This is a genomic window from Erythrobacter mangrovi (genome assembly GCF_013260645.1).
GTDB classification, from domain to species: Bacteria; Pseudomonadota; Alphaproteobacteria; order Sphingomonadales; family Sphingomonadaceae; genus Qipengyuania; species Qipengyuania mangrovi.
This window is the reverse complement of the sequence record NZ_CP053921.1, coordinates 1,623,482-1,645,453: the sequence shown is the minus strand read 5'-3', so window position 1 is coordinate 1,645,453 and position 21,972 is coordinate 1,623,482. Positions and strand designations below refer to the sequence as shown.

Genomic DNA, 21,972 nt, shown 5'->3' with positions numbered 1-21,972 from the left:
AATCCTATTGAACCCGATGTGGGCCAAACAGACAATTACTCAAGCGGTGGTAAGAGAAAGCTTTCCTGCGAGACCGCAAACGCACTCTTGTAAACAGCGAGTGTAACCGGCGGCAAGGCGATAAGCATCGGGGCCTGGGTATAGAGTACGGCCGCTTCTACTGCCCGCCCAGGATAGATCTTCTCGAGGGCAGCAACATAGGCGGCCATCTGACGCAGCGTGCTGTCCGGCACACCGGCCAGATCGTTCGGAGGGCGGCGCGCGGTCTTGAAATCGACCACGGTAATCTTCTCGGGTGTCACCAGAAGGCGATCGGCTGTTCCCAATACGACCTGTCCGTCGACCGCAGCGGCAAGTGGAACCTCTGCGAGCGCATCCGGTCCGAAGATCGCGGCAAAATCGGGATCGCCGAGAACCGCCAGCGACCGAGCCAGCATTTCATCGCGGGTCGGCTCGTCGAGTTCGGGAGCCTGCCTTGCCAGCCACACCCGCGCCAACCCTTCCCGATTATCGACGGGAACCTGCGGCAATCGCTCAAGCAGCGCGTGGATCAAGGTGCCCCGGCGTGCCGCCTCGCTTACTTGCCCGGGCGGCAAGGGAGGATCGCTGCCTTCGATCTCACCCAATCCCGAAGGAGAAAGAGGACGCGGTGGCCGTGGTTCTGGCCCAACCGGCTCTATGGCCCACGCAGGCAAGGCTGGGACTTCCTCAGCCGCGGCAAGCGGGCTTGCCGGAACCGTTGGCGCCCGTTCGCCGATCTCCCAGCGCGCACCCCACAGTGGGTCCGCCAGCCCCTCGCCCGGATCGAACAAGGCCCGCAGGCGGGCGTACCAGCTATCCGCGTGCGGTCCGTTCCGGACGTCGCGCGGGCCGAGCGAACCGCCGATGAACAGCGCTTCCTGCGCGCGCGTCATGGCGACGTAGAGCAACCGCCAATGTTCCTGCATCGCACGGGCGGACTGGCGTTCGTCGACGAGCCGGATGGGCCCGACCTTTTCATCCTTGGTCAGCGCCGGCAGGGGGACTTCGCAGGACCTGCCCATGCCGAGCGGACGTTCTTCGAGAGCGAGGTCGCCCGAAGGATCGGGCCGGATCGCCGCATCGGCGAGGATTACAATCGGCGCTTCCAACCCCTTGGAGCCATGAACGGTCATGACCCGAACCTGGTTGTCGCTTTCGCCCGCCTCTCGCTTCAGCTCCCCGTCGCCCGCATCGAACCAGCGAATGAAGCCTTGCAGGCTGGCGGTATGCGCGCTGGCGAAGGCGTTGGCGGCGTTCAGCAATTCGTCGATTGGATCGTTCGCCTCGCGCCCCAATCGCGCGACCAGCTTGCGTCTCCCGTCCATCGGTCCGACGAGGATCCAATGGAGCAGTTGCTGCGGGCTGTCGAAGTCGGCCCTGCGCAGAATCTCACGCAGGAGATCGACCGTGCGGTGCGCGAAGTCGTCCGTGGATTGGCGCAGATGCTCCCACAGAGGTTCTTTGCGCGGGCGGTAACCGTATTTGAGCAAGTCGTCCTGGCTCCACCCGATCAATGGTGAAACCAACAAGCTGGCGACCGTCAGATCATCGAGCGGTTGGGCGGCGAAGCGCAGCGCGGCCAGCAGGTCCTTGACCGCCAGCGGATTGCCCAACCGGAGGCGGTCGACGCCCGCCACTGGAACGCCATGGCGATAAAGCCGGGCGACAATCAGCGAAGCAAGATCGCGGCGCTTTTGCACCAGCACCATGATATCGCCCGCCCCGGCGCGGCGCCGCTTGCCCCGAACCAGCGTGAAGCCCGGTCCTTCCGGATCGAGCCATTGCTTGATCTGCAGCGCCAGCTTGTCGGCCAGCTTGCGGTCGTGCTTACCGAGCCAGCTTTCATCCGCCTCGCCATCCTCCAGCCCGCTGTCGGCATGAATCGTGTTCCACAGCACCACCTGGCCGGGTTCGTCGCTGCCGATGTGCTGCTCGTCACGTTCGTCGAGGCCGAGGCCATCGAAGCCGATCGCATCGATCGCGCGGTCGACAAAGGACAGCACCGTCTGGTTCGTGCGGTAGCTGCGCCGGAGGTCGTATTCCTCGAGCCGCCGGATCTTGGGTGCGCCGCGCAGTTCCGCCATTGCCTCGGCATTGGCCTCCATTCGTTCGCGGAAATAATCGCGCGCCTCGCGGAAATTTTCGGGGCTGGTGCCCTGGAAGCCGAAGATTGCCTGCTTGTAGTCCCCGACTGCAAAGATCGTGCGGATCCGATCGCCCTGTGCGCCCTCATCCGCAAAGAACTCGTCGGTCAGCGCCTTGACGATCGCCCATTGCGAAGCGTTGGTGTCCTGCGCCTCGTCGACCAGAATATGGTCGAAGCTCCGATCGAGCTTGTAGCGGATCCAGTCGGACATCGCGTTGTCGGAAAGCAGCTCTGCCGCTCGGGCAATCAGATCGTCGAAGTCGACCAGTCCCTCGCGTTCCTTGGCCTCCTGCCACTTGAGCGCAAAGGCCCGCCCGGCTTCGAGCTGCGGCGCGAGGAAACCCGCCAAATCGAGCAAGGCCCCGCGTTCGCCGACCGCAGCGACCGCTTCGCCAATCGCCTCCTGATTGGCTGCGAAACCCGGATCAGCTCTCTCCGCGCCCGCCATCTTGCGCGGGGCCCCATCCTTCTTGAGCAGCGTTTCGAGAAAGCCGTCGAGCGTAGCCAAGCGCTGGGTGCTATCTTCAGTCAACCAGCTCGCGATGAAATCCGCCGCCTTCTGCCCCGTTGCCGCCGACCAATCGCGGCAAGCCGACTGGCAGGCCTGGAGAATACGGACCGGAAAGTTCGCATCTGAGCATGCATCTGCGACCCAGGCTTCGTTCGCATCGGCAGGAATACCGAGGAGTTGATGCACCCTCGCCACCATCGGCGGTTGCCAGCTTCCCGCGCCTTCCCACAGGTCCATTTGCTTCGCGCAGCGCATCAGCCAGCCGCGCACCGCGTCGGGGCCCTTGCGGCGGCTCATCTCGGCCACCGCACCGAGCACATTCGGGTGACCGGTTTCGAGCAATTCGGCGAGTACCTGGCGGCTCAACAGGTCGCGCTCACGATCCTCCATCGGACGGCTGCCGGGCAGCAAGCCCGCCTCGTTCGGAAAAGCGGCGAGCAAATATTGCGCAAAGGCGTGGATCGTATCGATGCGCAGCCCGCCCCCGGGACAGTCGAGCACCCGTGCAAAGAGAGCCCGCGCGCGCGATTGCGTCTCAGGATCGATCGGCGCGCCAAGGTGGTCGAGTTCCTTCGCCAACTGGGTCTTTTCCATCCGCACCCAGCGCGCGAGCACGGTGTTGACGCGCACCGCCATTTCCGCAGCGCCGGCCTTGGTGAAGGTCAGGCACAATATCTGCGAAGGGTCGGTTCCAGGTTCGAGCAGGAGCCGCAGCACCCGGGCAGAAAGGACCTGTGTCTTGCCCGTCCCTGCACTGGCGGAAAGCCACACGCTGTCGAGCGGGTCGACCGCCAGCGCCTGCTTGTCCTTGAGCGGATAGACGGTGCCGCTCATGCCGCATCCTCCCCATCCTGCGAAGCGATCCACTCGTCGAGCCGCATCAATTGGTCGTAAGTGTCGTAAGCCGGATAATCCGGGTTCTCGCGCGCAGTGAAAGGGTCGCTACCCTTGACGAAGCGCGCAATCGCGCTGGACAGCTTGTCGGCAGTATGCGGGAGGAAATCCTCCGGCAGGACGCCGCTGGTCTTTCGCCCGACCTTGAGCGGCACATCGACATAGCCGAAGCCGTATTGATTGTCCGCACGACCGAGAGACCAGTATTCGTAGCCTCCCGGCTCACCGGCGAGCCCACCGAAACCATGATGCTCGGCAATGAGGCCAAGAATGCCGAGTTGCAGCGCATAGCCCTGTTCGACCATCGCCGCGCTGGGGGGCTTGCCGGTCTTGTAATCGATGATGGCCAGAGTCCCGTCCGGTAGGCGATCGATCCGGTCCGCGCGGCCGTGCACGTGGACGCCCTCGAAGGTCATGGCGCCTTCCTTTTCGACCGCCACGACTTCGCGATCCTCATAGCTTTCGACCTGATCCTGGATCCACCGCAGCGCCGCTTCAAGTCGCGGCTGCCACAGCCCGCGCGTCAGTGCATCGGCATTAGCCTCGTCGAGCACCATCTCCATGATTGGCGCCAACGGGGCCTTTGGATCGGTCTTCCGGGCGAGGTGCCAGTGCTGGAGTATCTCGTGCGCGACATTGCCCTGCCACTGTGGCGATGGATCGGCATCGAGCGGCTCGAGATCGCGCAACTGCATGATCTTGTTGGCGTAGAACTGGTACGGATCGCCCAGGAGCCGGTCGAGCGCAGTGGCGGAGATGTCGACATCGCGCTGTTCGGGAGACGGAACCGGCTTCGGGCGCGGATGTGGCGGTGCGCGCTCGGCGCGAACCATGGCGCGGGCTAACTCCACGGCGCGCGTCTCGCGGTGCCGGTCGAGCAGTTCTCCCAGCAACGCTTCGACGCGCAGCAGGAAGCGCGAGGGGATCGCCGGGCCACCCTCATCGCGCTCGGCACGGCTCAGCACCACTTCGGGCGCGCCGAGCGCACCGGCCAAATCATGCGCCGACAATCCTATCCGGAAATCCGCGCCCGGCACGCCCAGTGCGCGCAGTACTGCCGGGGCCAACAGGGCATCGACGCTTCCCCGGGCAGGCCAGCTGCCCTCATTGAGGTTGGCGCAGATCACTAGGTCGGCGCGGTTCATGCGGCTTTCGAGCAGGCCGAGCACCTGCACCCGTGCATGTCCGCCATAAGGTGGACGCACCGCAAGCTGCTCCATCGCATCGCGCAGGACGACCGCCCCTTCGCCCCGCTTGATCCGGAATTCTGCGGCGCGAGCCTGCGGGCGCAGCTCTTCAACGAACCCCGCCAGTGCGCGCCCATCTTCGCGCGCCCACAGCTTTTCGCCGCACAGCGCCTCGCCCGCCGCAGCCAGCGCATCGAACAGGTCGGCGAGCGCCACTTCCTCTTCCATCGCCAGCAAGGGTGCGAGCACGCCCTCGACCAGTGCGAACCACTCGCCAAGGCGCGGGTCTCGGTGCGAAAGCTTCGCGGCGATTTCCGCCAGCGGCTTGAGCCCGCCGGCCTTGCGCGGTCCGCGCAGTTCCCGCTCAACCCGGCGCAATTGGCGCAGCCATGTTCCGCGCTCCATCCCGGCATCGACCAGCGGATGGCCAAGCAGCGCCATCAACGGCACCGGCGCAGCATCGTCCGCGATGACCTCGGCCAGCAGCAGGAGCAGCCGCCCCGCGGCGGTCTGCGACAAGGGGCGTCCGGCCGAATCGTCCGCGACGATATTCCAGCGCGCGAGGTGATGGACCACGCGCCGCGCCAGGCCTCGGTCGGGGGTGATGACCGCAACCCGTTTCTCTGGTTCCTCGACGGCTTCGCGCACCAGCAGCGCGATCGCCTGCGCTTCCTCCTCGGGGTTGGCGGTGGTCATCACGCGCACCCCAGACAGGCGGCGCTTCTCTGCCGGCAGGTCGACCCAACTCTTGCTCGCTTCAGGTGGCAGGAACAGCGACCCGATCGCATGGCTGCGCTCGGGCTCGGAAGCGGCCATGCCGCGCCGGTGCCACGGCTGCACCTCCTCGCGTCGCACAGCCATGCGGTTGAGCAGCAGCTTGAGGTGATATTGCGGGTGGGTCACCGCATCATCCCTCGCGAACGGAGTGTCGCCGGGCTCGGGAGCGGCACCCGCACGGCCAAGTTCATCCCACACGGTCTCGGGCATGGTCAGGTCGAAATCGGGCAGGATCACTGCGCCCTGCGGCAGGTCTGCGACCACCCGCAGCAGCCTGGCCAGCGAGGGTGCGGCGCTGGTTACGCCCGCTGCGATGATCGGCGTTGCTGACGGGGCAAGTTTCCACTGTGCCGCCGCGTGATCGAATAACCGATTGCGGCGCGCGGCCGCATCGACGGCACCCCATTCCTCGAGTCTCGCCAGCCACTTGGCCTGGACCGTCGCGAACAGGTGCAGGCTCTTCTGCCAATGGCCGGAAAGCCGGTCATCGAACAGGTCGAGCACGCGATCGGATCGCAATTCCTCCGGACCGATCCCTTCGACCAACAGGCGATCCATCGTGGCGGCAGTTTCCCGCGCCAGGCGCAGCAAGGTCGCTCCGCCGGGGGGATCGTCCATGCTCTCGCCGATCAGCTGCGCCAATGCGAAAAGCCGTCGCTGGGGATCGATCGCCGGTGGTATGTCCGCCGCGCCCAACGGATCGAGCAGCGGCCCCAGCGTTTCGTCGAGATCGAGATCGCCGATCACCGCCATGCGCGGCATCAGCAGGCCTTGCGTGCCGCTTTCGCCCGCATGCCGGATGAAGGCTTCGGATATGGTTCGCCTTGCGCGGCTGCTCGGCAACAGCAGCGTCAGTCGCGCGAGCCCGAACTCCTGCTCGGCATAGCGGGGCACCAGACCGGCAACCAGCGCATCGGCAAATCCCCTGTGCGCGGCGATCGAGTAGATCTTCGGTCCCGGGCGGTCAGCCACCCCTCAGCGCCTCCTCGGTCGGTGCGATATCCGCCGGCGTGCCGACTTCGTACCACAGTCCGGTGAAGGCGAGCCCGAACAGCCGCCCTTCCGCGATCGCGCGATCCCACAGCATATTGGTGGAAAAGGCACCCTGCGGCGCATCGCGCAGCAGGCGATGCGATGCGATCTGGATGCCGGTGTAGATGAAAGGCGCGATGCGGCCCGGCACCTTGCGGCTCAATCGCCCGGCCGGATCCATGTAGAAATCGCCCGTCCCGTCGAAATTGAAGGCGCGTGCGTGGCTGACCACCAACAGCAACGCGTCCATCGCGTCCGGGTCCCATCGGGCAGACAGGTCGACAAAGGCGTTGCGCGGCCCGTCGAGCCAGATGCTGTCGGCGTTGCAGGCAAAGAAGGGGTCGGGCAACAGGCCCGCGCCCTGCGCCTTGACCATGCCGCCTCCCGTTTCGAGCAGCTGCTCACGCTCGTCCGAGATGGTCACCGCGGGCAGTTTGCGCGCCTTGGTGTGAGCTTCGATCGAATCGGCGAGATAGTGGACATTGACCACCGCCTTCTCGACCCCCGCATCTTCGAGCCGGTCGAGCGCCCGGTCGATCAGCGGCTTGCCCCCCACCCGCACCAGCGGCTTGGGCGTCGCGGCAGTGAGCGGGCGCATGCGCTTGCCCAGTCCCGCAGCCATCAGCATGGCCGTATCGCTGACGAGGGTGCTCACGCGATCGTCCCGCCCAATTCGTCACGCAGGGCCTGCGGGACGTTCGATTCGAACCAACGGGCGACGGGTGCCATCGCCTCATGCGCGAGATCGCGTTCCATGGCCGCCCACACGCGCGGGATCATGCCCAGATAGCGCGACTTGCCGTCACGCTTCCACAGGCGCGTGAAGATGCCGACGATCTTGGTGTTCCGCTGCGCCCCAAGCCGGGCATAGTCGGCCTCGAAATGCTCGTCGGGCTGCGCGGCGGCACGATAGCGGCCGAGCATCTCATGCTCGAGTTCCTCGGACACGTCGCGTCGCGCGTCCTGCAACAGGCTTACCAGGTCATAGGCAGGGTGGCCGACCAGCGCGTCCTGGAAATCGATCAGGCCCTGCGCCCCGGCCAGCCTGCCGGGTTCGAGCAGCATGATGTTCTCTGCATGGTAGTCGCGCAGCACGGTGACACCCGGGTCCTGCCGCCACAGCAGCGGTTCCAGCGCCTCTTCCCAGGCTTCGGTCCAGCCCCTCACGTCGACGTCGAGTCCGACGGCAGGGCAGTACCATTCGGTGAACAGGTCGACCTCACGGCGATAGACCGCCATGTCATAAGGCAGGAACGGTCCCGGCGGCAGGCGATGGAGCTGCACCATCGCGTCGATCGCTTGGGCATAGATGTGGCGCTCGTCTTCAGGATGCTCGTCGATCCACTCGCGCATGCGCTGGTCGCCGAAATCCTCGGTCAGCACCCAGCCCTCGCTGGCATCCTCGGCAAGGATATGGGGCGCGCGCAGGCCATTGGCCTCCAGCCAGTGCGCCACGTGCAGGAACGGGCGCGGATCCTCATGCGGTGGCGGGGCATGCATCAGCATGGCGCTGCGTCCGCCCATGCGCAGGCGGAAATAGCGGCGGAAAGAGGCGTCGCCGACCAGCGGGGCGATCTCCGCCCCTTCCCATTCGGTGTCGCCAAGGAACTGGTGGATGCCTTCGGGCAGCGCGTCGCTCATGGCCAGCGGCTTTGCCAATTGTCGCCCGGGGTTACAACGGCTTCGCGGCCCTCCCCCACTTTTTCGAGCGTGATCGAAAGGCAACCGGCCTCATGCGCGAAACCGCCCGCATGGTCGGGCCATTCGGCTAGCAGCGCTGCGCCTTCGCGATAGTCGTCGAGACCCAGCTCCTCGACCTCGGACGGATGCTCCAGCCGGTAGAAATCGGCATGGACCAGCGGCAGGCGCAGGCCATCGTAGGTTTCGACGATGGTGTAGGTCGGCGATGGCACCTCGCCCATGTGCCCCAGCGCCGCGATGATCGCCCGGGCAAGCGTGGTCTTGCCCGTTCCGAGCTCGCCCGAGAGGGCGACCACATCGCCGGGCAGGAGCTTGGCCGCGATCCGCGCGCCAAATGCCTCCATCGCGCCGAGGTTTGGCAGAGCGATGCTCACGGCAGGAGGATGGTCGCCGTCGTCCCGGCGTTCTTGCGGCTATGGATTTCCAAGGTGCCGCCATGCGCTTCAATGAGTTGGCGGGCGAGCGGAATGCCAAGCCCCTGGCGCCGCTCGATACCCTTGCCGTCAGGGGCCATGCGAATGCCTTCGAGCGCCCGGGCCAGCTCGTGCTGGCTCATCCCGCAGCCATTGTCGGCGATGACGATCTTCGTCACCCCACGGGCCTTGCCGATATCGACGATGATCCGCCCGCCGCGCGGCGTGCCCTTGATGGCATTGTCGAGCAGTTGCGTAATCGCCCGGCGCAGCTGCTGCGGATCGGCCGAGATCGTCTTCCCCGAATCACCCTTGAGATCGAGCGTGAGGCCGGCATCGACGATCCGCTGTTCCTCGGCTCGCACGATCTGCGTCACGAAGGGCAGCAGGCTGATGTCCTCCTTGCGGAGCGGCATGAGCCCGGCTTCGCTCTGCGAAAGGTCGAGCACGTTTTCGACCTGCTCGGTCAGTTTGCCGACCGAGAGCGAGATCGCCTGGACATATTCCATCGCCTGCGGGCTCAATTCGCCCGCAACGCCGCTCGACAAGAGCTCGGCAAAGCCGCCGATCGAGGTGAGCGGGGTGCGGAATTCGTAGCTCATGTTGGCAAGGAAGCGGGTCATCACTGCATCGGCCTCTTCCAGCGCACGGTTGCGTTCGCGCAACGCTTCTTCTGCCTGGCGCGAGGCGGTGACGTCGAGCACGGTCAGCAAGCCGTTGCCGTCCGGCAGCGGCACGCCCGCGAAGTCGAGCGTGCGGCCATCGGCCATCTCGATGATCCCTTCGCGCTTCTTGCGATCGAGCGTGGCCGAACGGATGATGTTTCCGACCTGCGCGATCGCCTTGGGATCCGCCAGGTTCTGCGCGATCGCTTCAAGCAGGTCCTCCGCCTGGGGATGGCCGTCGAGCACTTCAGGATCGACACCCCAGGCACCCGCAAAGCCGCGATTCCACAGTTCGAGATGCCCATCCGGGGCGAACACCGCCAGCGCTTCGAACAGACTGTCGAAGGTCGCCGTACGCGTCCGCAGCAGGGTGTCGCGCGTTGCCGAGAGCGCGAGCTGCTCGGTACGGTCTTCGGCGATCATCACCAACCCACCGTCGGGCAAAGGCTGGGCGATGATACGCAAGTGGGTGCTGTCGGACAGCGGCCAAGCCTCTTCATGCGGCTCGTCGCGGAGGAACCACTGGGCCAGTTCGTTGCGCCAGGCCGGGAAGTCGCGCACTTCCGGAATGCGCCCGGCCTCGCGCGCAATGAGCAGCATCTGTTCGAATGTCGTGCGATCGTTGACTACGCCCGGCGGCAGCGAAAACACGCGATGGAACGGCTGGTTGGCGAAGGTCATCCGGTGCTGCGCATCGAACTGCGCAACCCCGATCGATAGCTGGTCTAGCATCGAACGCTGCGCTTCGCGGAAGGCGCGGAACTCGCGTGCCTGCTCTTCCATTTCCTCGATATCGACCGCGTAACCGGCGATCCCTTCGCCGACGAGTGGCAGGTCGGTCACGCGCACCGTGCGCCGCGCGTTATGGATCGTTGCAGACAGGATGCGTTCGATCGGCTGACGGCGATCGGCCGCCTGCTGTGCCACCTGCGCCGCCGTGCGCCCGCCGACGGTTTCCACCAGTTCGATTTGCCGCGCCACGACCTGATCCGCGCTCTCCGCCCCAACCGCGTCGACATAGGCCCGGTTGACCAGTCGCAACTTCATGTCGGCGCCGCGGAACCACATCGGCATCGGTGCCGCTTCGATCAAACCGACCAGCGCGCCGAAATCGTCGCGCGCGCGCGCAGCTTCCTCGCGCAAGTTGCTCAGCTCGGATTGGCTTTCGCTATAGTCAAACACCCAGATCAGCGCGGCTCCGCTGGGAGAGACTGCCGGATCGGCGAGCGATCCCTGCAGCGCCAGCGCCCGACGCGACCCCGGGACGGTCAGCGAAATCTTGAACGGCTTGGCCGTCTTCTGCGTGCGCCGGACATTGCGGGTCAGTTCTTCGACCTGCTCTTCGCTGAACCCGTTGCCGTCCAGATCGCCCAGTTCGCTAAGGAACTCGGGAACCCTGGGCAGGCCCAGCCACCGGGCAAGGCGATCGGGTGCCTCGATCCTGCCATCGGTACGCACCAGCAAAGGCACGGCGGGCGATTCCTCGAGCATCCGCGCCATCCGCAGCGCCGAGCGGCGACTGGCGACCGATTTTTGCTCCCGTCCGCTCGCGCGCAGCATCACCCAAACCGCCGCAGCGGTCCACAGGGCGAACAGCAGGCCGATCACGGCGAGCAGTGCGGGCGAGGAATCCATCACTCGCCAGCTATGCCCACGGGCGCGGGGATGCAATGGCAAGCCATTGCCGTTCCCCGCAAAGGATCAACGCCTAGTAGCGATAATGGTCGGGCTTGAACGGCCCTTCGACCGGAACGCCGATGTAGTCGGCCTGCTTCTGGCTCAACTTGGTCAGCTTGACGCCAAGCTTGTCGAGGTGCAGCGCCGCGACCTTCTCGTCGAGGTGCTTGGGCAGCACGTAAACCTCGTTGGCGTAATCGTTGCCCTTGGTCCACAGCTCGATCTGCGCCAGCGTCTGGTTGGTAAAGCTGAAGCTCATGACGAAACTGGGGTGGCCGGTCGCGCAGGCAAGATTGACCAGGCGTCCCTTGCCCAGCACGATGATTTCCTTGCCATCGGGGAACTTGACCACGTCGGTACCCGGCTTGAGTTCGTTCCACTCGTAATTGTCCAGCGCTGAAATCTGGATCTCGCTGTCGAAGTGGCCGATGTTGCAGACGATCGCCTTGTCCTTCATCGCCTTCATATGCTCGGCGCTGATGACGTGCTCGTTGCCAGTGGCAGTCACGAAGATGTCGGCCTTGGTAACGGCTTCGTCCATGGTGACGACTTCAAATCCGTCCATGGCCGCCTGCAACGCGCAGATGGGGTCGATTTCGGTAACCAGCACGCGGGCGCCGCCATTGCGGAGCGACTGTGCGGAACCCTTGCCCACATCGCCGAAGCCGGCGACGCAAGCGACCTTGCCCGAAAGCATGACGTCGGTCGCGCGACGGATCGCGTCGACCAGCGACTCGCGACAACCATAGAGGTTGTCGAATTTCGACTTGGTCACACTGTCGTTCACGTTGATCGCGGGGAACGGCAGCTTGCCGCCCTTGGCGATATGATAGAGCCGGTGGACGCCGGTGGTGGTTTCCTCCGACACACCCTTGATCGCCTTGACCGACTTGGTGAGGTATCCGGGCTTGGCCGCGACAAAGGCCTTGAGTGCGCGCTGGAACTCGATTTCCTCAGCGTTCTGCGGCTCGGGCAATTCATCGCCAGCTTCGATCCGTGCACCCCACAGGGCGAACATTGTGGCATCGCCACCGTCATCGAGGATCAGGTTGGTGGTTAGATCGGGATCACTTTCGGTCGACCAGTCGAAAATCTTGCCGACATAATCCCAGTAATCTGCCAGGCTCTCGCCCTTGACTGCAAAGACCGGGATGTCGCGCGCCGCGATAGCGGCTGCGGCGTGGTCTTGGGTTGAGAAGATGTTGCAGGTCGCCCAACGGACGTCCGCACCCAGCGCCACCAGTGTCTCGATCAGCACCGCGGTCTGGATGGTCATGTGGAGCGAACCGGTAATGCGTGCGCCCTTGAGCGGCTGCGCGGCACCATACTCCTCGCGCAGTGCCATCAGGCCCGGCATTTCCGTTTCGGCGATGGCGATTTCGGCCCGGCCATAGTCGGCCAGGGCAATGTCCTTGATGACGTAATCGGAGAAGGCGGTCACGCTAGGGGTCCTCTAACTGCAGGGAACGATACGCCGCAAAAGAAAGGGGCGGCGCTGATTGGCGCCGCCCCTAGCCCCTCCCCGGGTCGAGGGCAACAGCCCCCTACGACCCTGGCGCCCGGGTCCGGACTATCGCGCTGCGAAGCGACCCCCAATGCGTGGCCCGGAAGCCAACAATTCGTTCGCAGCGAGCGTCAGGTCGGCCGAATTCTTCGATTGCGAAAGCTCGGTAGCGATCTGCTTTAGCTCGCCGCAGCCCAGCCATGGATGGCCCTGTCCATACTCATTGGCGATTCCGACGCTGATCTTGTCGAGGGCCCGCTTGGCACCGCGTGCGCCATGCTGCCGAACCAGGTCCGTCTCAAGCGTCCTCGCGGCATTGTTGAGCGTTGCCAGGTGGTTGGCACTGAAGCGGTTGTATTGCGGCTGGAAATTATCCCCGCCTGTACGACACCTCAGAGATGTGACCATGAGCATGATGTCGAGCCTGCGTATCTGCTCGGCCTCATTATGCGTGGTCGCTAGCGCCGACAGCGGCATCAAAAACGCAGCCGCAGCGCCCGCGATAGCTGCCAAGTGTCCAGATTTCTGCATGTCCCCGCCTCCCCAGCGGCGTGTCCCCATTGCCCGCGTGAAGCCAAGGTGCGTCCGGACAATTTACCTGATTTTAAAGAGCCTAGGTAAAGCGAAATTAACCAGACTGGCGTGTTGCAACCGCGCACTCCTCCTCCTAACTCCTCAGGCGGACGGGACAGACAAGGATTCAACCAATGACGATTTCGGTAGGCGACAAGCTGCCTGACGTAACGCTGATCAAGGCGACCGAGGCCGGGCCGGAAAAGGTTCAGTCGAGCGAGTACTTCAAGGGCAAAACCGTGGCGCTCTTCTCGGTTCCCGGTGCCTTCACCCCGACCTGCTCGGCTCGGCATCTCCCGGGCTACGTGGAGAAGGCGAATGAACTCAAGGCCAAGGGTGTAGACGAGATCGTCGCGACGGCAGTCAACGACGCGTTCGTGATGGGGGCCTGGAAGGCTGCCAATGGTGCCGATACGGTGACCATGCTGGCGGATGGCAATGGCGATTTCGCTGAAGCGGTCGGCCTGACGATGGACGGTTCGGGCTTTGGACTCGGCAAGCGCGGGCAGCGCTGGTCGGCAATCGTCGAGGATGGCGTAGTCAAGGAACTCAATGTGGAAGCGCCGGGCGATTTCTCGGTCTCGAGCGCGGAATACCTACTCGGCCAGCTCTGAGCCCAAGCGTCCCACTTGCGGACAAGATGGCGCCCCGCCTTGCGCGACTCGCAAGGCGGGGCGCAGTCTTTTTCGTCATGGCCCGCAAGACAATCGCTGAACCAGCCGAAACGAACCCGGAGCGCGACTTCGGCGTCCTACTCGGCTGGGAGTCTCACCCGGCCGGCGAGAGGATCATGCTCATCATGCAGAGCTCGCGCAAAACACCGAAGACGAAGAATGAAGTGCGCGATTTCCGTTATTACATGACCAAGGAACAGGCGGTGCTCCTGGGCAACTATCTCTTCCGTCTGGCAGGTGCCACAGCGCCGCGCACCACCCGCCCGGGACTCATCGAACGGTTATTCGGGCGCTGATCGATCAGCCGTAGCCCATCAAGCTGAGCACTTCCTTCCGACTGCGCTGATCTTCCAGGAAGGTACCCATCATCCGGCTCGTGATCATGCCCACACCCGGCGTACGGACGCCACGCGCCGTCATGCAGCTGTGCGAAGCCTCGATTACCACCGCAACACCCTGCGGTTGCAGGTTCTCCCAGATGCAATCGGCGACTTCAGCGGTGAGGCGTTCCTGCACCTGCAGGCGCCGGGCAAAGCCATGTAGAACGCGAGCAAGTTTGGAAATTCCCACAACCCGGTCATTCGGCAAGTAGGCAATAGCGGCCTTGCCGATGATCGGTGCCATATGATGTTCGCAATGCGACTGGAACGGGATGTCCTTGAGCAACACGATCTCGTTATAGCCGCCGACTTCATCGAACACGCGCCTGAGGTGGTAAGCCGGATCTTCTTCGTAACCCAGGCAATATTCCTTCCACGCGCGCGCGACGCGTGACGGCGTATCGCGCAGCCCCTCGCGCTCTGGGTTGTCGCCAGTCCATTCAATCAGTGTGCGGATCGCCGCCTGGACATGTTCCGGCACGGGCGGCTTGCCGCGCGGATCATCCTCATCGGGCCCTACCAGACTGCTCACTTGCCTTTGATCCTCCGTATTCGATCTCTGGTCCAACCTAGACGGCTTCCTTTGCGGATAAGCCCGGCATTTGCAAACAGCTCGAACAGCCAATTCGGCCTTATGGGGAGAGCATAGCAGGCAGTCGTGCGATCAATTCGCCCGCCGCACTGGCCCATGCCTTCTGCTATTTGGCCCTTGGACTAGACTGGCACGGCGTTGGTTCCGGTCGCTTGCCGCTCCGAAGCGAGCCACCATATTCATAGCATGAGAGACGCGCGAACCGGTCCGACAAGGGCGCAAATGCAGCTGATGGCGGAAGAGGTCCTCTCTGGCCTGCCCGAAGAATTTCGTTCGGCTCTGGGTGAGGTGGTGTTGCGCGTCGAGGATTTTGCGACTCAGGAACAACTCGAGTCGGTCGGCCTCGACGATCGCTGGGAACTGACCGGGCTCTACGAAGGTGAAGCCCTACCCGATCGTTCGATCTGGGAAAGCGGGCGTTTGCCGGCACGCATCTGGTTGTTCCGCGAACCGCTGATCGCAGAATGGCGTGCTACCGGCGTGGTGATGGCCCATCTCGTAAGGCATGTGGTGGTGCACGAAGCGGGACACCATTTCGGCTTCAGCGACGACGACATGCATTGGCTGGAAGACGAAGCGGACTAGGGCCGAAACCACAAAAGCCCACCTCTCTTTCGAGAGATGGGCTTTTGTGGCGCACCCGGAACGATTCGAACGTCCGACCCCCAGATTCGTAGTCTGGTGCTCTATCCAGCTGAGCTACGGGTGCGCTGGAGGGCGCCACATAGGGGCGCCACTCTGCCTTGGCAATCCCTAATCCAAAGCTTTTTCGAACAGCCCGCGTGCCAGTGCAATATCGAGCGGAGGCATGTCGATAGCTACAAGCTCGGCTGGCGAAAACCAGCCGATCGCCCCTCCTTCAAGGGCTTCGATGGGCGCACCGGACCAACTCGCCTTGTAAAGCAATATGACAAGCTGCGCGGTGGTCGCGTTTGGCGGCTCTTGTGCAAAACCAACCGGTTCGAGCTCCTCTAGAGTCAGCTGCAGGCCAAGCTCCTCCTTGATCTCCCTAACCAAGGCAAGCGACGGATTTTCCCCGATTTCCACTTTTCCGCCGGGGAACTCCCACAGTCCCCCATGATGCTTGTTCTGCGGCCTTCGGTGCATCAACCATCGGCCATCGCCACCGCAAAGCGCTAGCGCCACTACACATGTCCATGTCGGGTTTTTTTCCAAGTCGCGGCGCCCCTTCAAGACTTTCTTAACTTTTAAACCGGTAACTAGTCGATGTCAGCTTCGACAATGCGACGAATGAGGCAACGCTGAAATGGTCAAATTCCTCAAGAAGTTGGGACGCGACACCAGCGGGGCGACAGCCGTCGAATATGGGCTGATACTTGCTCTCATTTTCCTTGCGATGATCGGGAGCGTCCAGGCCTTTAGTACCGAAGCAATCAGGATGTGGACCAATACAAGTAACACCATCGCGGCTGCAACCGGGGCCTGATGAAGACGATGCAACGAGGTGTTAGTAATTTCTCAACACCTCCAGCACAAAACGAAGATCGCTCGAGCCGGGGTTTCGGGGAGAGCCGGGAACGAAGACTGAACCAGGAGACGTAACATGAAGTTCATCAAGAAGCTGCGCCGCAACGAAGAAGGCGCCACCGCAATCGAATACGGCCTGATCGCCGCCCTGATCGCCGTTGCCGCGATCACCGCCATGCAGAGCCTCGGCGGTACGCTTTCGACCACCTTCACTAACGTTGGCACCGCAATGGGCGGCGCTGCCTAAGCGATATTTCGCTAAAACATAGAAGAGGCGGCAGGAGCAATCCTGCCGCCTTTTTCTTTGCCTGAACGAAAGAGCGAGGGTCAGCTTCCGCGGACGACTATCTTAACCTTCTGTCCCGCTACCACGCCGTCATTGGCGCCCAATCCGTTCAGCACGCGGAAGCGTTCCACCTGGTTGTCGGAATAGGCCATACGCGATGCCAGGCTGGCGACCGTATCGCCGACGCGGACCGTGATCACATCGATGACCCGCGGAATTATGTTACCGGCCTGCTGCGCACTGATCCGGCGCATCGACGAGAACATCTCATTGAAGGTAGAAGCTTGCCCCGCCGGTGTGATGGCGAGGAAGTGATAGGCGCGATCACTGGCAAATTCATAGGCGAAGACCGTCACGTCGACCTGGCTGCCGCCAGACGCCACCCGCGCCGTGCCATAGGCCGCCGGAAGGCCATTGACCGTGGTCCGCTGGATCGAGGACGGCGTCACCTGCTGCTGCTGGCTCAGTCCTGAAAAAACGCCCTGCACATAGGTATTGAGATTGCCATTATACTGGCCGAGCGTGAGCTGCGCCTTGCCGCTCTGCCCGTTGACCGTCACGGCTCGCGTGCCGTTGACCATGTAGAAGCCCTGCGGCGCGGTAAAGGCCAGGCGCAGCTCGGGGTGAATGAACTCGCGTCCTTCGATAACCCCCTGCTTGGGATCGTCGCCGTAGAGCAATCCATCGATCCGCGTCAGGAAAGTGTCGCGATTCGTGACACCCGACAACCCCTGCGCCGTGGCATTCGCGCCCGCTACGCGGCTCGCGGGATCGGGGTGGGTCGAAGCCCATTCGGGAATCGTCGCGTTGTCACGCCCCTGAAGGCGGGCATCGAGCGCGTTTTGCGACGCGAGACTCTGCAGCACCGTAGCCATCGCGTGCGGATCGTATCCCGCCTGGTTCAGGTAACGGATACCGAGACCGTCGGCTTCGAGTTCCTGCGAACGCGAGAACTTCAGCGTCAACAGCTGGGAACCCTGCATCAGTGTCTGGCCGATCTGCTGACCGAGGCCCGAATCGCCAAGCAAGATCCCGGAGAGAATTGCGCCGGCTGCGCCCAAAAGAGTGTTGCGCTGTGCAGCCGCCTGTCGCCGCTGCGAGTGGCGCGCGGCGACGTGTCCGACCTCGTGGCCAAGGACGCCCGCAAGTTCGGCCTCATTGTTCATAAGGGCGACCAACTGGCGCGTCGTGTAGATGTAGCCCCCGGGAATCGCGAAGGCATTGTTCACTGAACTGTTGAGCAGTGACACGGTGAACGAATCTCGCGCATTGCCCAGACCGGACTGGACGGCGATATTCTTGCCGACCTGTTCCACATAGAGGGCTTGCGAGCCGGTCATGGCACCGCCGAATTCGGCAAGCAGTTCGGGATGAGCTTCGGCGCCTGCCTGCGCCTCCGACTGGGTGATCGGTGTGCTCGCGTCAGGAATCGGTCCGGTCGCACAACCCGCGAGGGCCAGCGAAAGAACGGCGGTTGTCGATGCAAGCGTCAATCTGGTGCGCAACATTCTGGACTCCCCATGGGTCGGCGCGGCGCCAGGGCGCCGTCCGTAAGTTCGTGTATGAATTGCAGAACAGGTGGCGGGACCGATTGGTTCCCGCTTCCGTCAGCCGGCGATCTGGAGAAAGCGCTCTTCGCGCATGCGCCGCAGCTCATCGCCACTGAAGCGAGACAGCTTGTCCAGTTCCTCGCCAATCGCGCTGCCCAGGGCCTTTGCCGCTCCCCGCGGGTCGCGGTGCGCACCCCCCACCGGCTCGGCCACGATCCGGTCGATCACGCCGAGTTCGGCGAGGTTCTGCGCGGTGACCTTCATCGCCTCCGCGGCGTCGGGCGCCTTCTCGGCAGTGCGCCACAGGATCGAAGCGCAGCCTTCGGGCGAGATCACTGAATAGATCGCGTGTTCGAGCATGAGCACACGTTCCGCGCTTGCCAGTGCGACAGCGCCGCCTGAACCGCCCTCACCCACGATCGCCGCGACCATGGGCACGCACAGCGCCAGGCACGCCTCGGTCGAGCGGGCGATGGCCTCGGCCTGCCCGCGCTCTTCGGCCTCGACGCCGGGAAATGCGCCCGAGGTGTCGACCAGTGTGACCACCGGCAGACCGAAACGACCGGCCAGTTCCATCAGGCGGATCGCCTTGCGGTAGCCCTCCGGCTTGCCCATGCCGAAATTGTGGCGGATGCGGCTGGCAGTGTCGTTGCCCTTCTCGTGCCCGATCAGGACGACCTTGCGCCCATTGAGCTTGGCGAAACCGCCCAGGATCGCCTCGTCATCGCCGTAACAACGATCGCCGCCCAGCGGCACGAATTCCTCGAAGGCATGCTCGACATAATCGCGGAAGTGCGGACGCGCCGGATGCCGGGCCACCTGCGTCTTCTGCCATGGCGTCAATGCCTGGTAGGTGCTCGCCAGCAAATCCGCGCTCTTCTTCTCGAGCCGCGCGAGTTCCTTAGAGATATCGACGTCGTCGCCTTCGGCTGCGTTGCGCAATTCGGCAATGCGCTGCTCAAGCTCGGCGACGGGCTTCTCGAATTCGAGATAGGAAATCATCGGCACGCGCTAGTCTGATGCGGCGCGGCGTGCAAGCGGATGCCGCTCATTGACCAGCTTCACCAGCCGTTCGGCATCGACGTGCGTGTAGATTTGCGTCGTCGAGATATCCGCATGGCCCAGCAAGGTCTGGAGGGCCCGCAAGTCCGCACCACCCTCCAACAAGTGGGTGGCGAAGGCATGCCGCAAGACATGGGGGCTGAGTTTCTCCGGCGGCAGGTCCGCGCGAACGGCAAGCTCCTTGAGGAGCTGGAACAGGCGGACGCGTGAGATATGGCCGGTGCGCGAAGGGAACAGCCATGGCGACCCGGTCTCGCGAACAGTGAGCCAACGTGACAGGGCTGCCGTGGCACGCTGACTCACCGGGACCATGCGCGCCTGCCCACCCTTGCCCATGACGGTCAGGAAAGGCGCGTCGCGCGGCACGGCCGATAGTGGCAGCGAAACGAGTTCGGTCGCACGCAGGCCTGAGCCGTAAAGCAGTTCCAGAAGTGTCAGCAGCCGGACGGCCAGTGGTAAATTTCCTTCCGCCTCATGTTCGGCCTGGCGAAACAGGGCATTGACCTGTTCATGCGAAAGAATCTTGGGCAGCGGGCGGCGCATCGTGGGGCGCGGCAACGCATGCGTCGGGTCATCCTCCCTCAGGCCCTCGTCGATCAGGAAGCCGTAGAATTGACGCAAGGCAGATACCTTGCGCGCCACGCTCGAAGGCGCCAGCGCCGACCAGCCCTGCGCCAGGCGCGCCAACTGTGCCGAATTCGCATCGTCCAGCGAGCGGCCCAGCATCTCTTCGGCTTGATCCAGGTCGCGGCCATAGGCGAGGATGGTGTTACGCGCCGCGCCGCGCTCGGCGGCGAGCATGGCGAGGAAATCTGGGACAGCGCTCACGTCAGGCGCGCGCGACCGCCTCCGCGGCGATCATGCGGGCTTCCGCTTCCAGCCCCACGCGCCGGAGGGCGGAAACGATATGGAACAGGTGCCGCGCAGTCATCCGATCCCAGCTGTCACCTTGCATGCCGAGACCTGCCAGCAGGGCCACCAGGGTAGGATTGCCGACCTGTGCCGCGCCATCGATCGCGCGGGTCCAGCGGGTTTCCCCGCCAAGGCTGACCGACAGCTTGCCACTGTACTCGTTGATGGTTGCCTGTTGGAGACGGCCAAGACCAGCCAGGCCCGCAAGCAGCATCCGCGACTTGCGCTGCCCTGACGAATCGTCGTCATCGACGAAAGTGTCCATTTCGCCATCGGTCACGGCCTGGCGCCGATTGGGAGCGGCAATGGCCAGGAGCGCCCAGCCAACCGAGCCTCGCTCGACCACGTTGGCCCACAGCATCGCGTCACGATCGAGCCCCGCGCTGAGCATCGACGCAATCAACTCGCCCGCATCATCTGCAAAATCATCCTGTGCAGGCAGGCGAGCTGCGGCATAGGCGGTCAGCACCATGCGGCCATAGCCGAAGCCGCCGGCATCGCTCCACACATCCCGGATCGCCGCCAGGCGCGCCGCCGGATCGGTCCCCACATAGGCTTCGCGCAGGCGCGCCGCGCGGGTCGCCGCCTCGCTGTCTCCGCCGCCTTCGGCATGGATCTGGCCATAGAGATCGACCATCGCCGAAGCGGAGAGAATGCCGCTCTGCCCAGCCACGTCTGCCCCCGGCGCCCTTTGCTGATATGCCAGGGCCGGAGTCACCGCGGCGCTCTTGAGCAGCGCCGGCGCGAGATCATCGGCAAGGTTGTCAGGGATCGGTTCGCTCAGGGCATTGGCCAGTGCGAAACGCCAGGGCGTGATATCCGAGACTTCGTCCCATTCGATGGTCACAGCTTTACCGCCCGTCCCGGCGGCGCCGGCGAACCGTTGCGCCAGCAGGATATCGATCGCGACCATCTGCCCGCTGTTCTGCAATCTGCGCAGATCGTTCTGGGCGCGCGTTTCTTCACCCGCAAAGGCCGCGCAGATGCCCGAAAGCATCTTCCACTGTGCATCGTCGCGGTCGGTGCGGACCAATCTCACCGCGGGGCACGCCCCGACAATGTCCGCTGTCCCGATATACGCATCGATCGCCGCATCGGCGAGAGCAGGCGAATAGTCGGCGGTGTCGATATCCTGGACCAGCGCGCGTGCGACGGCATATTCGCCCAGCATATTGAGCGTGCGCACACGCAAGGTGGCGAATTCGACCGGATCCATCCCTTCCGGCGCAGCAAGCCGGCTTACCAGTGCCCGACGTAGGAGGATGTGCCCCCAGCGCGATACCATCGGCTTGTTTGTGCCCTTGAGCGCCGCCCGCACCAGTGCGGCGGGCTGCTTCGCCAGCGAGCCGCCGGGTAACCCACCTTCGCTCATGGAGAGGATACCCGCTCGTTCCATCGAGCGTCGGGCCGCAGCAGGAATATCCGCACTCGGCTTGAGACCGAGGAAATCGTCAAGCTCATCGGTCGTCATCGCCTCGAGCTCTTCGAGCGTCGGGAGCTTGGTCAGGTCGAAACCGGTGACTGTGGGCGCTGCAGCGTCGTCGCCCGTCGGCAGGGCTTGCACAACTTCGCCAGTACGCGGTGCAGCCGGCCCTGCTGGGCTTGCGGCCGGTGCCTGCGTTGCACGCGGCGCGGGGGCCGGAGCGGGCGCGGGCGCAGGCGCAGGCGTATCGAAACCAGGAGGCAGCAGGTCTTCGGGCGCGGACTGCGCAAGAACCAGCGAAGACGTCAGCGCCAATGCGGCTCCACCAAGCAACCAGCCAGCCTTCATCGCGCACTCTCCGGCAGCTCGATCGCCTGCTCGATCGGATGCAGCGGCTCTTCGCCTCCATCGATCAGGGCCAGCGCACACAACAGCAAGAACAGCAACGCCAGCACGCCTCCAATCCGCTTCCCGCTCATGGCCAAGTTTTTCGCGTCCCATTCC

Annotated in this window: 20 protein-coding genes and 1 tRNA gene; 5 read left to right on the top strand and 16 right to left on the bottom strand. The window is 64.0% G+C overall.

The genetic code is table 11. From position 1 onward, the window contains the following. Positions 1-35 precede the first annotated feature (35 nt). The 8 genes from addA to HQR01_RS08420 form a co-directional block, all read right to left on the bottom strand. Positions 36-3,512 carry a double-strand break repair helicase AddA gene (addA, locus tag HQR01_RS08455; protein WP_173214251.1) on the bottom strand — a complete coding sequence of 1,159 codons (3,477 nt, stop codon included), beginning with the start codon at positions 3,510-3,512 and terminating at the stop codon, positions 36-38. Beyond that, positions 3,509-6,508 carry a double-strand break repair protein AddB gene (addB, locus tag HQR01_RS08450; protein ID WP_173214249.1) on the bottom strand — a complete coding sequence of 1,000 codons (3,000 nt, stop codon included), beginning with the start codon at positions 6,506-6,508 and terminating at the stop codon, positions 3,509-3,511. Before addB ends, addA begins: the two co-directional genes overlap by 4 nt. Further along, on the bottom strand, positions 6,501-7,223 hold the full coding sequence (locus HQR01_RS08445; protein WP_173214247.1) for a nucleotidyltransferase family protein: 723 nt from the start codon (positions 7,221-7,223) through the stop codon (positions 6,501-6,503). The genes addB and HQR01_RS08445 overlap by 8 nt, the downstream gene beginning before the upstream one ends. Further along, positions 7,220-8,209 (bottom strand): aminoglycoside phosphotransferase family protein, encoded by a 990-nt coding sequence (locus HQR01_RS08440; protein ID WP_173214245.1) that lies wholly within the window; start codon positions 8,207-8,209, stop codon positions 7,220-7,222. Before HQR01_RS08440 ends, HQR01_RS08445 begins: the two co-directional genes overlap by 4 nt. Next, positions 8,206-8,643 carry a tRNA (adenosine(37)-N6)-threonylcarbamoyltransferase complex ATPase subunit type 1 TsaE gene (gene tsaE, locus HQR01_RS08435; protein WP_173214243.1) on the bottom strand — a complete coding sequence of 146 codons (438 nt, stop codon included), beginning with the start codon at positions 8,641-8,643 and terminating at the stop codon, positions 8,206-8,208. The genes HQR01_RS08440 and tsaE overlap by 4 nt, the downstream gene beginning before the upstream one ends. Then, complete coding sequence (locus HQR01_RS08430) at positions 8,640-10,982, bottom strand: sensor histidine kinase (protein ID WP_173214234.1); 2,343 nt, start codon at positions 10,980-10,982, stop codon at positions 8,640-8,642. The genes tsaE and HQR01_RS08430 overlap by 4 nt, the downstream gene beginning before the upstream one ends. A 73-nt stretch (positions 10,983-11,055) precedes the next feature. Continuing rightward, the gene (gene ahcY / locus HQR01_RS08425) at positions 11,056-12,465 is read right to left on the bottom strand and encodes an adenosylhomocysteinase (protein WP_173214232.1); all 1,410 of its coding nucleotides are present in this window, start codon (positions 12,463-12,465) and stop codon (positions 11,056-11,058) included. A gap of 129 nt (positions 12,466-12,594) precedes the next feature. Then, positions 12,595-13,059, bottom strand: a complete 465-nt coding sequence (locus tag HQR01_RS08420) for an S-adenosyl-L-homocysteine hydrolase (RefSeq protein WP_173214230.1) — start codon at positions 13,057-13,059, stop codon at positions 12,595-12,597. A 176-nt stretch (positions 13,060-13,235) separates the two neighbouring features. Here HQR01_RS08420 and HQR01_RS08415 point away from each other — a divergent pair, with 176 nt between their 5' ends. After that, a complete protein-coding gene (locus HQR01_RS08415) occupies positions 13,236-13,715 on the top strand; it encodes a peroxiredoxin (protein ID WP_173214228.1) in 480 nt (159 codons plus the stop codon). 77 nt (positions 13,716-13,792) lie between these two features. Further along, positions 13,793-14,071 carry a hypothetical protein gene (locus tag HQR01_RS08410; protein ID WP_173214226.1) on the top strand — a complete coding sequence of 93 codons (279 nt, stop codon included), beginning with the start codon at positions 13,793-13,795 and terminating at the stop codon, positions 14,069-14,071. Between the two features lie 4 nt (positions 14,072-14,075). Here HQR01_RS08410 and folE read toward each other — a convergent pair whose 3' ends face one another. Beyond that, entirely contained in the window at positions 14,076-14,687 is a 612-nt protein-coding gene (gene folE / locus HQR01_RS08405; protein WP_173214225.1) for a GTP cyclohydrolase I FolE, read from the bottom strand. 282 nt (positions 14,688-14,969) lie between these two features. On the opposite strand from folE, the gene HQR01_RS08400 reads away from it, so the two are divergent. Continuing rightward, positions 14,970-15,332: a metallopeptidase family protein gene (locus HQR01_RS08400; RefSeq protein WP_234030090.1), complete on the top strand. Its 363-nt coding sequence runs from the start codon at positions 14,970-14,972 to the stop codon at positions 15,330-15,332. A gap of 47 nt (positions 15,333-15,379) precedes the next feature. Here the strand turns inward: HQR01_RS08400 and HQR01_RS08395 are convergent. Further along, positions 15,380-15,456, bottom strand: a tRNA-Arg gene (locus tag HQR01_RS08395). A gap of 44 nt (positions 15,457-15,500) precedes the next feature. Further along, positions 15,501-15,893, bottom strand: a complete 393-nt coding sequence (locus HQR01_RS08390; protein ID WP_267905488.1) for an NUDIX domain-containing protein — start codon at positions 15,891-15,893, stop codon at positions 15,501-15,503. A 121-nt stretch (positions 15,894-16,014) separates the two neighbouring features. Between HQR01_RS08390 and HQR01_RS08385 the strand changes: the two genes are divergently transcribed. Next, positions 16,015-16,194, top strand: a complete 180-nt coding sequence (locus tag HQR01_RS08385) for a Flp family type IVb pilin (RefSeq protein WP_173214221.1) — start codon at positions 16,015-16,017, stop codon at positions 16,192-16,194. A 117-nt stretch (positions 16,195-16,311) separates the two neighbouring features. Next, positions 16,312-16,482 carry a Flp family type IVb pilin gene (locus HQR01_RS08380; protein ID WP_173214220.1) on the top strand — a complete coding sequence of 57 codons (171 nt, stop codon included), beginning with the start codon at positions 16,312-16,314 and terminating at the stop codon, positions 16,480-16,482. Between the two features lie 80 nt (positions 16,483-16,562). Here HQR01_RS08380 and HQR01_RS08375 read toward each other — a convergent pair whose 3' ends face one another. The 5 genes from HQR01_RS08375 to HQR01_RS15340 form a co-directional block, all read right to left on the bottom strand. After that, entirely contained in the window at positions 16,563-18,029 is a 1,467-nt protein-coding gene (locus tag HQR01_RS08375) for a M48 family metalloprotease (RefSeq protein WP_173214219.1), read from the bottom strand. 99 nt (positions 18,030-18,128) lie between these two features. Next, positions 18,129-19,073, bottom strand: a complete 945-nt coding sequence (locus HQR01_RS08370; protein ID WP_173214218.1) for an acetyl-CoA carboxylase carboxyltransferase subunit alpha — start codon at positions 19,071-19,073, stop codon at positions 18,129-18,131. A 9-nt stretch (positions 19,074-19,082) separates the two neighbouring features. Then, positions 19,083-19,961 (bottom strand): tyrosine recombinase, encoded by an 879-nt coding sequence (locus HQR01_RS08365; protein WP_173214217.1) that lies wholly within the window; start codon positions 19,959-19,961, stop codon positions 19,083-19,085. Position 19,962: 1 nt separating this feature from the next. Continuing rightward, on the bottom strand, positions 19,963-21,816 hold the full coding sequence (locus HQR01_RS08360) for a hypothetical protein (RefSeq protein ID WP_173214216.1): 1,854 nt from the start codon (positions 21,814-21,816) through the stop codon (positions 19,963-19,965). Continuing rightward, complete coding sequence (locus HQR01_RS15340) at positions 21,813-21,947, bottom strand: hypothetical protein (protein WP_267905487.1); 135 nt, start codon at positions 21,945-21,947, stop codon at positions 21,813-21,815. The genes HQR01_RS08360 and HQR01_RS15340 overlap by 4 nt, the downstream gene beginning before the upstream one ends. Positions 21,948-21,972: the final 25 nt, after the last annotated feature.

What these genes read in the sequence shown, in the direction of transcription:
- HQR01_RS08375 (WP_173214219.1), bottom strand. Translation starts at nt 18,029, where the DNA reads ATGTTGCGCACCAGATTGACGCTTGCATCGACAACCGCCGTTCTTTCG.
- HQR01_RS08360 (WP_173214216.1), bottom strand. Translation starts at nt 21,816, where the DNA reads ATGAAGGCTGGCTGGTTGCTTGGTGGAGCCGCATTGGCGCTGACGTCT.
- HQR01_RS08440 (WP_173214245.1), bottom strand. Translation starts at nt 8,209, where the DNA reads ATGAGCGACGCGCTGCCCGAAGGCATCCACCAGTTCCTTGGCGACACC.
- HQR01_RS08420 (WP_173214230.1), bottom strand. Translation starts at nt 13,059, where the DNA reads ATGCAGAAATCTGGACACTTGGCAGCTATCGCGGGCGCTGCGGCTGCG.
- addA (WP_173214251.1), bottom strand. Translation starts at nt 3,512, where the DNA reads ATGAGCGGCACCGTCTATCCGCTCAAGGACAAGCAGGCGCTGGCGGTC.
- HQR01_RS15340 (WP_267905487.1), bottom strand. Translation starts at nt 21,947, where the DNA reads ATGAGCGGGAAGCGGATTGGAGGCGTGCTGGCGTTGCTGTTCTTGCTG.
- HQR01_RS08370 (WP_173214218.1), bottom strand. Translation starts at nt 19,073, where the DNA reads ATGATTTCCTATCTCGAATTCGAGAAGCCCGTCGCCGAGCTTGAGCAG.
- HQR01_RS08415 (WP_173214228.1), top strand. Translation starts at nt 13,236, where the DNA reads ATGACGATTTCGGTAGGCGACAAGCTGCCTGACGTAACGCTGATCAAG.
- HQR01_RS08430 (WP_173214234.1), bottom strand. Translation starts at nt 10,982, where the DNA reads ATGGATTCCTCGCCCGCACTGCTCGCCGTGATCGGCCTGCTGTTCGCC.
- HQR01_RS08380 (WP_173214220.1), top strand. Translation starts at nt 16,312, where the DNA reads ATGAAGTTCATCAAGAAGCTGCGCCGCAACGAAGAAGGCGCCACCGCA.
- HQR01_RS08385 (WP_173214221.1), top strand. Translation starts at nt 16,015, where the DNA reads ATGGTCAAATTCCTCAAGAAGTTGGGACGCGACACCAGCGGGGCGACA.
- HQR01_RS08410 (WP_173214226.1), top strand. Translation starts at nt 13,793, where the DNA reads ATGGCCCGCAAGACAATCGCTGAACCAGCCGAAACGAACCCGGAGCGC.
- HQR01_RS08400 (WP_234030090.1), top strand. Translation starts at nt 14,970, where the DNA reads ATGCAGCTGATGGCGGAAGAGGTCCTCTCTGGCCTGCCCGAAGAATTT.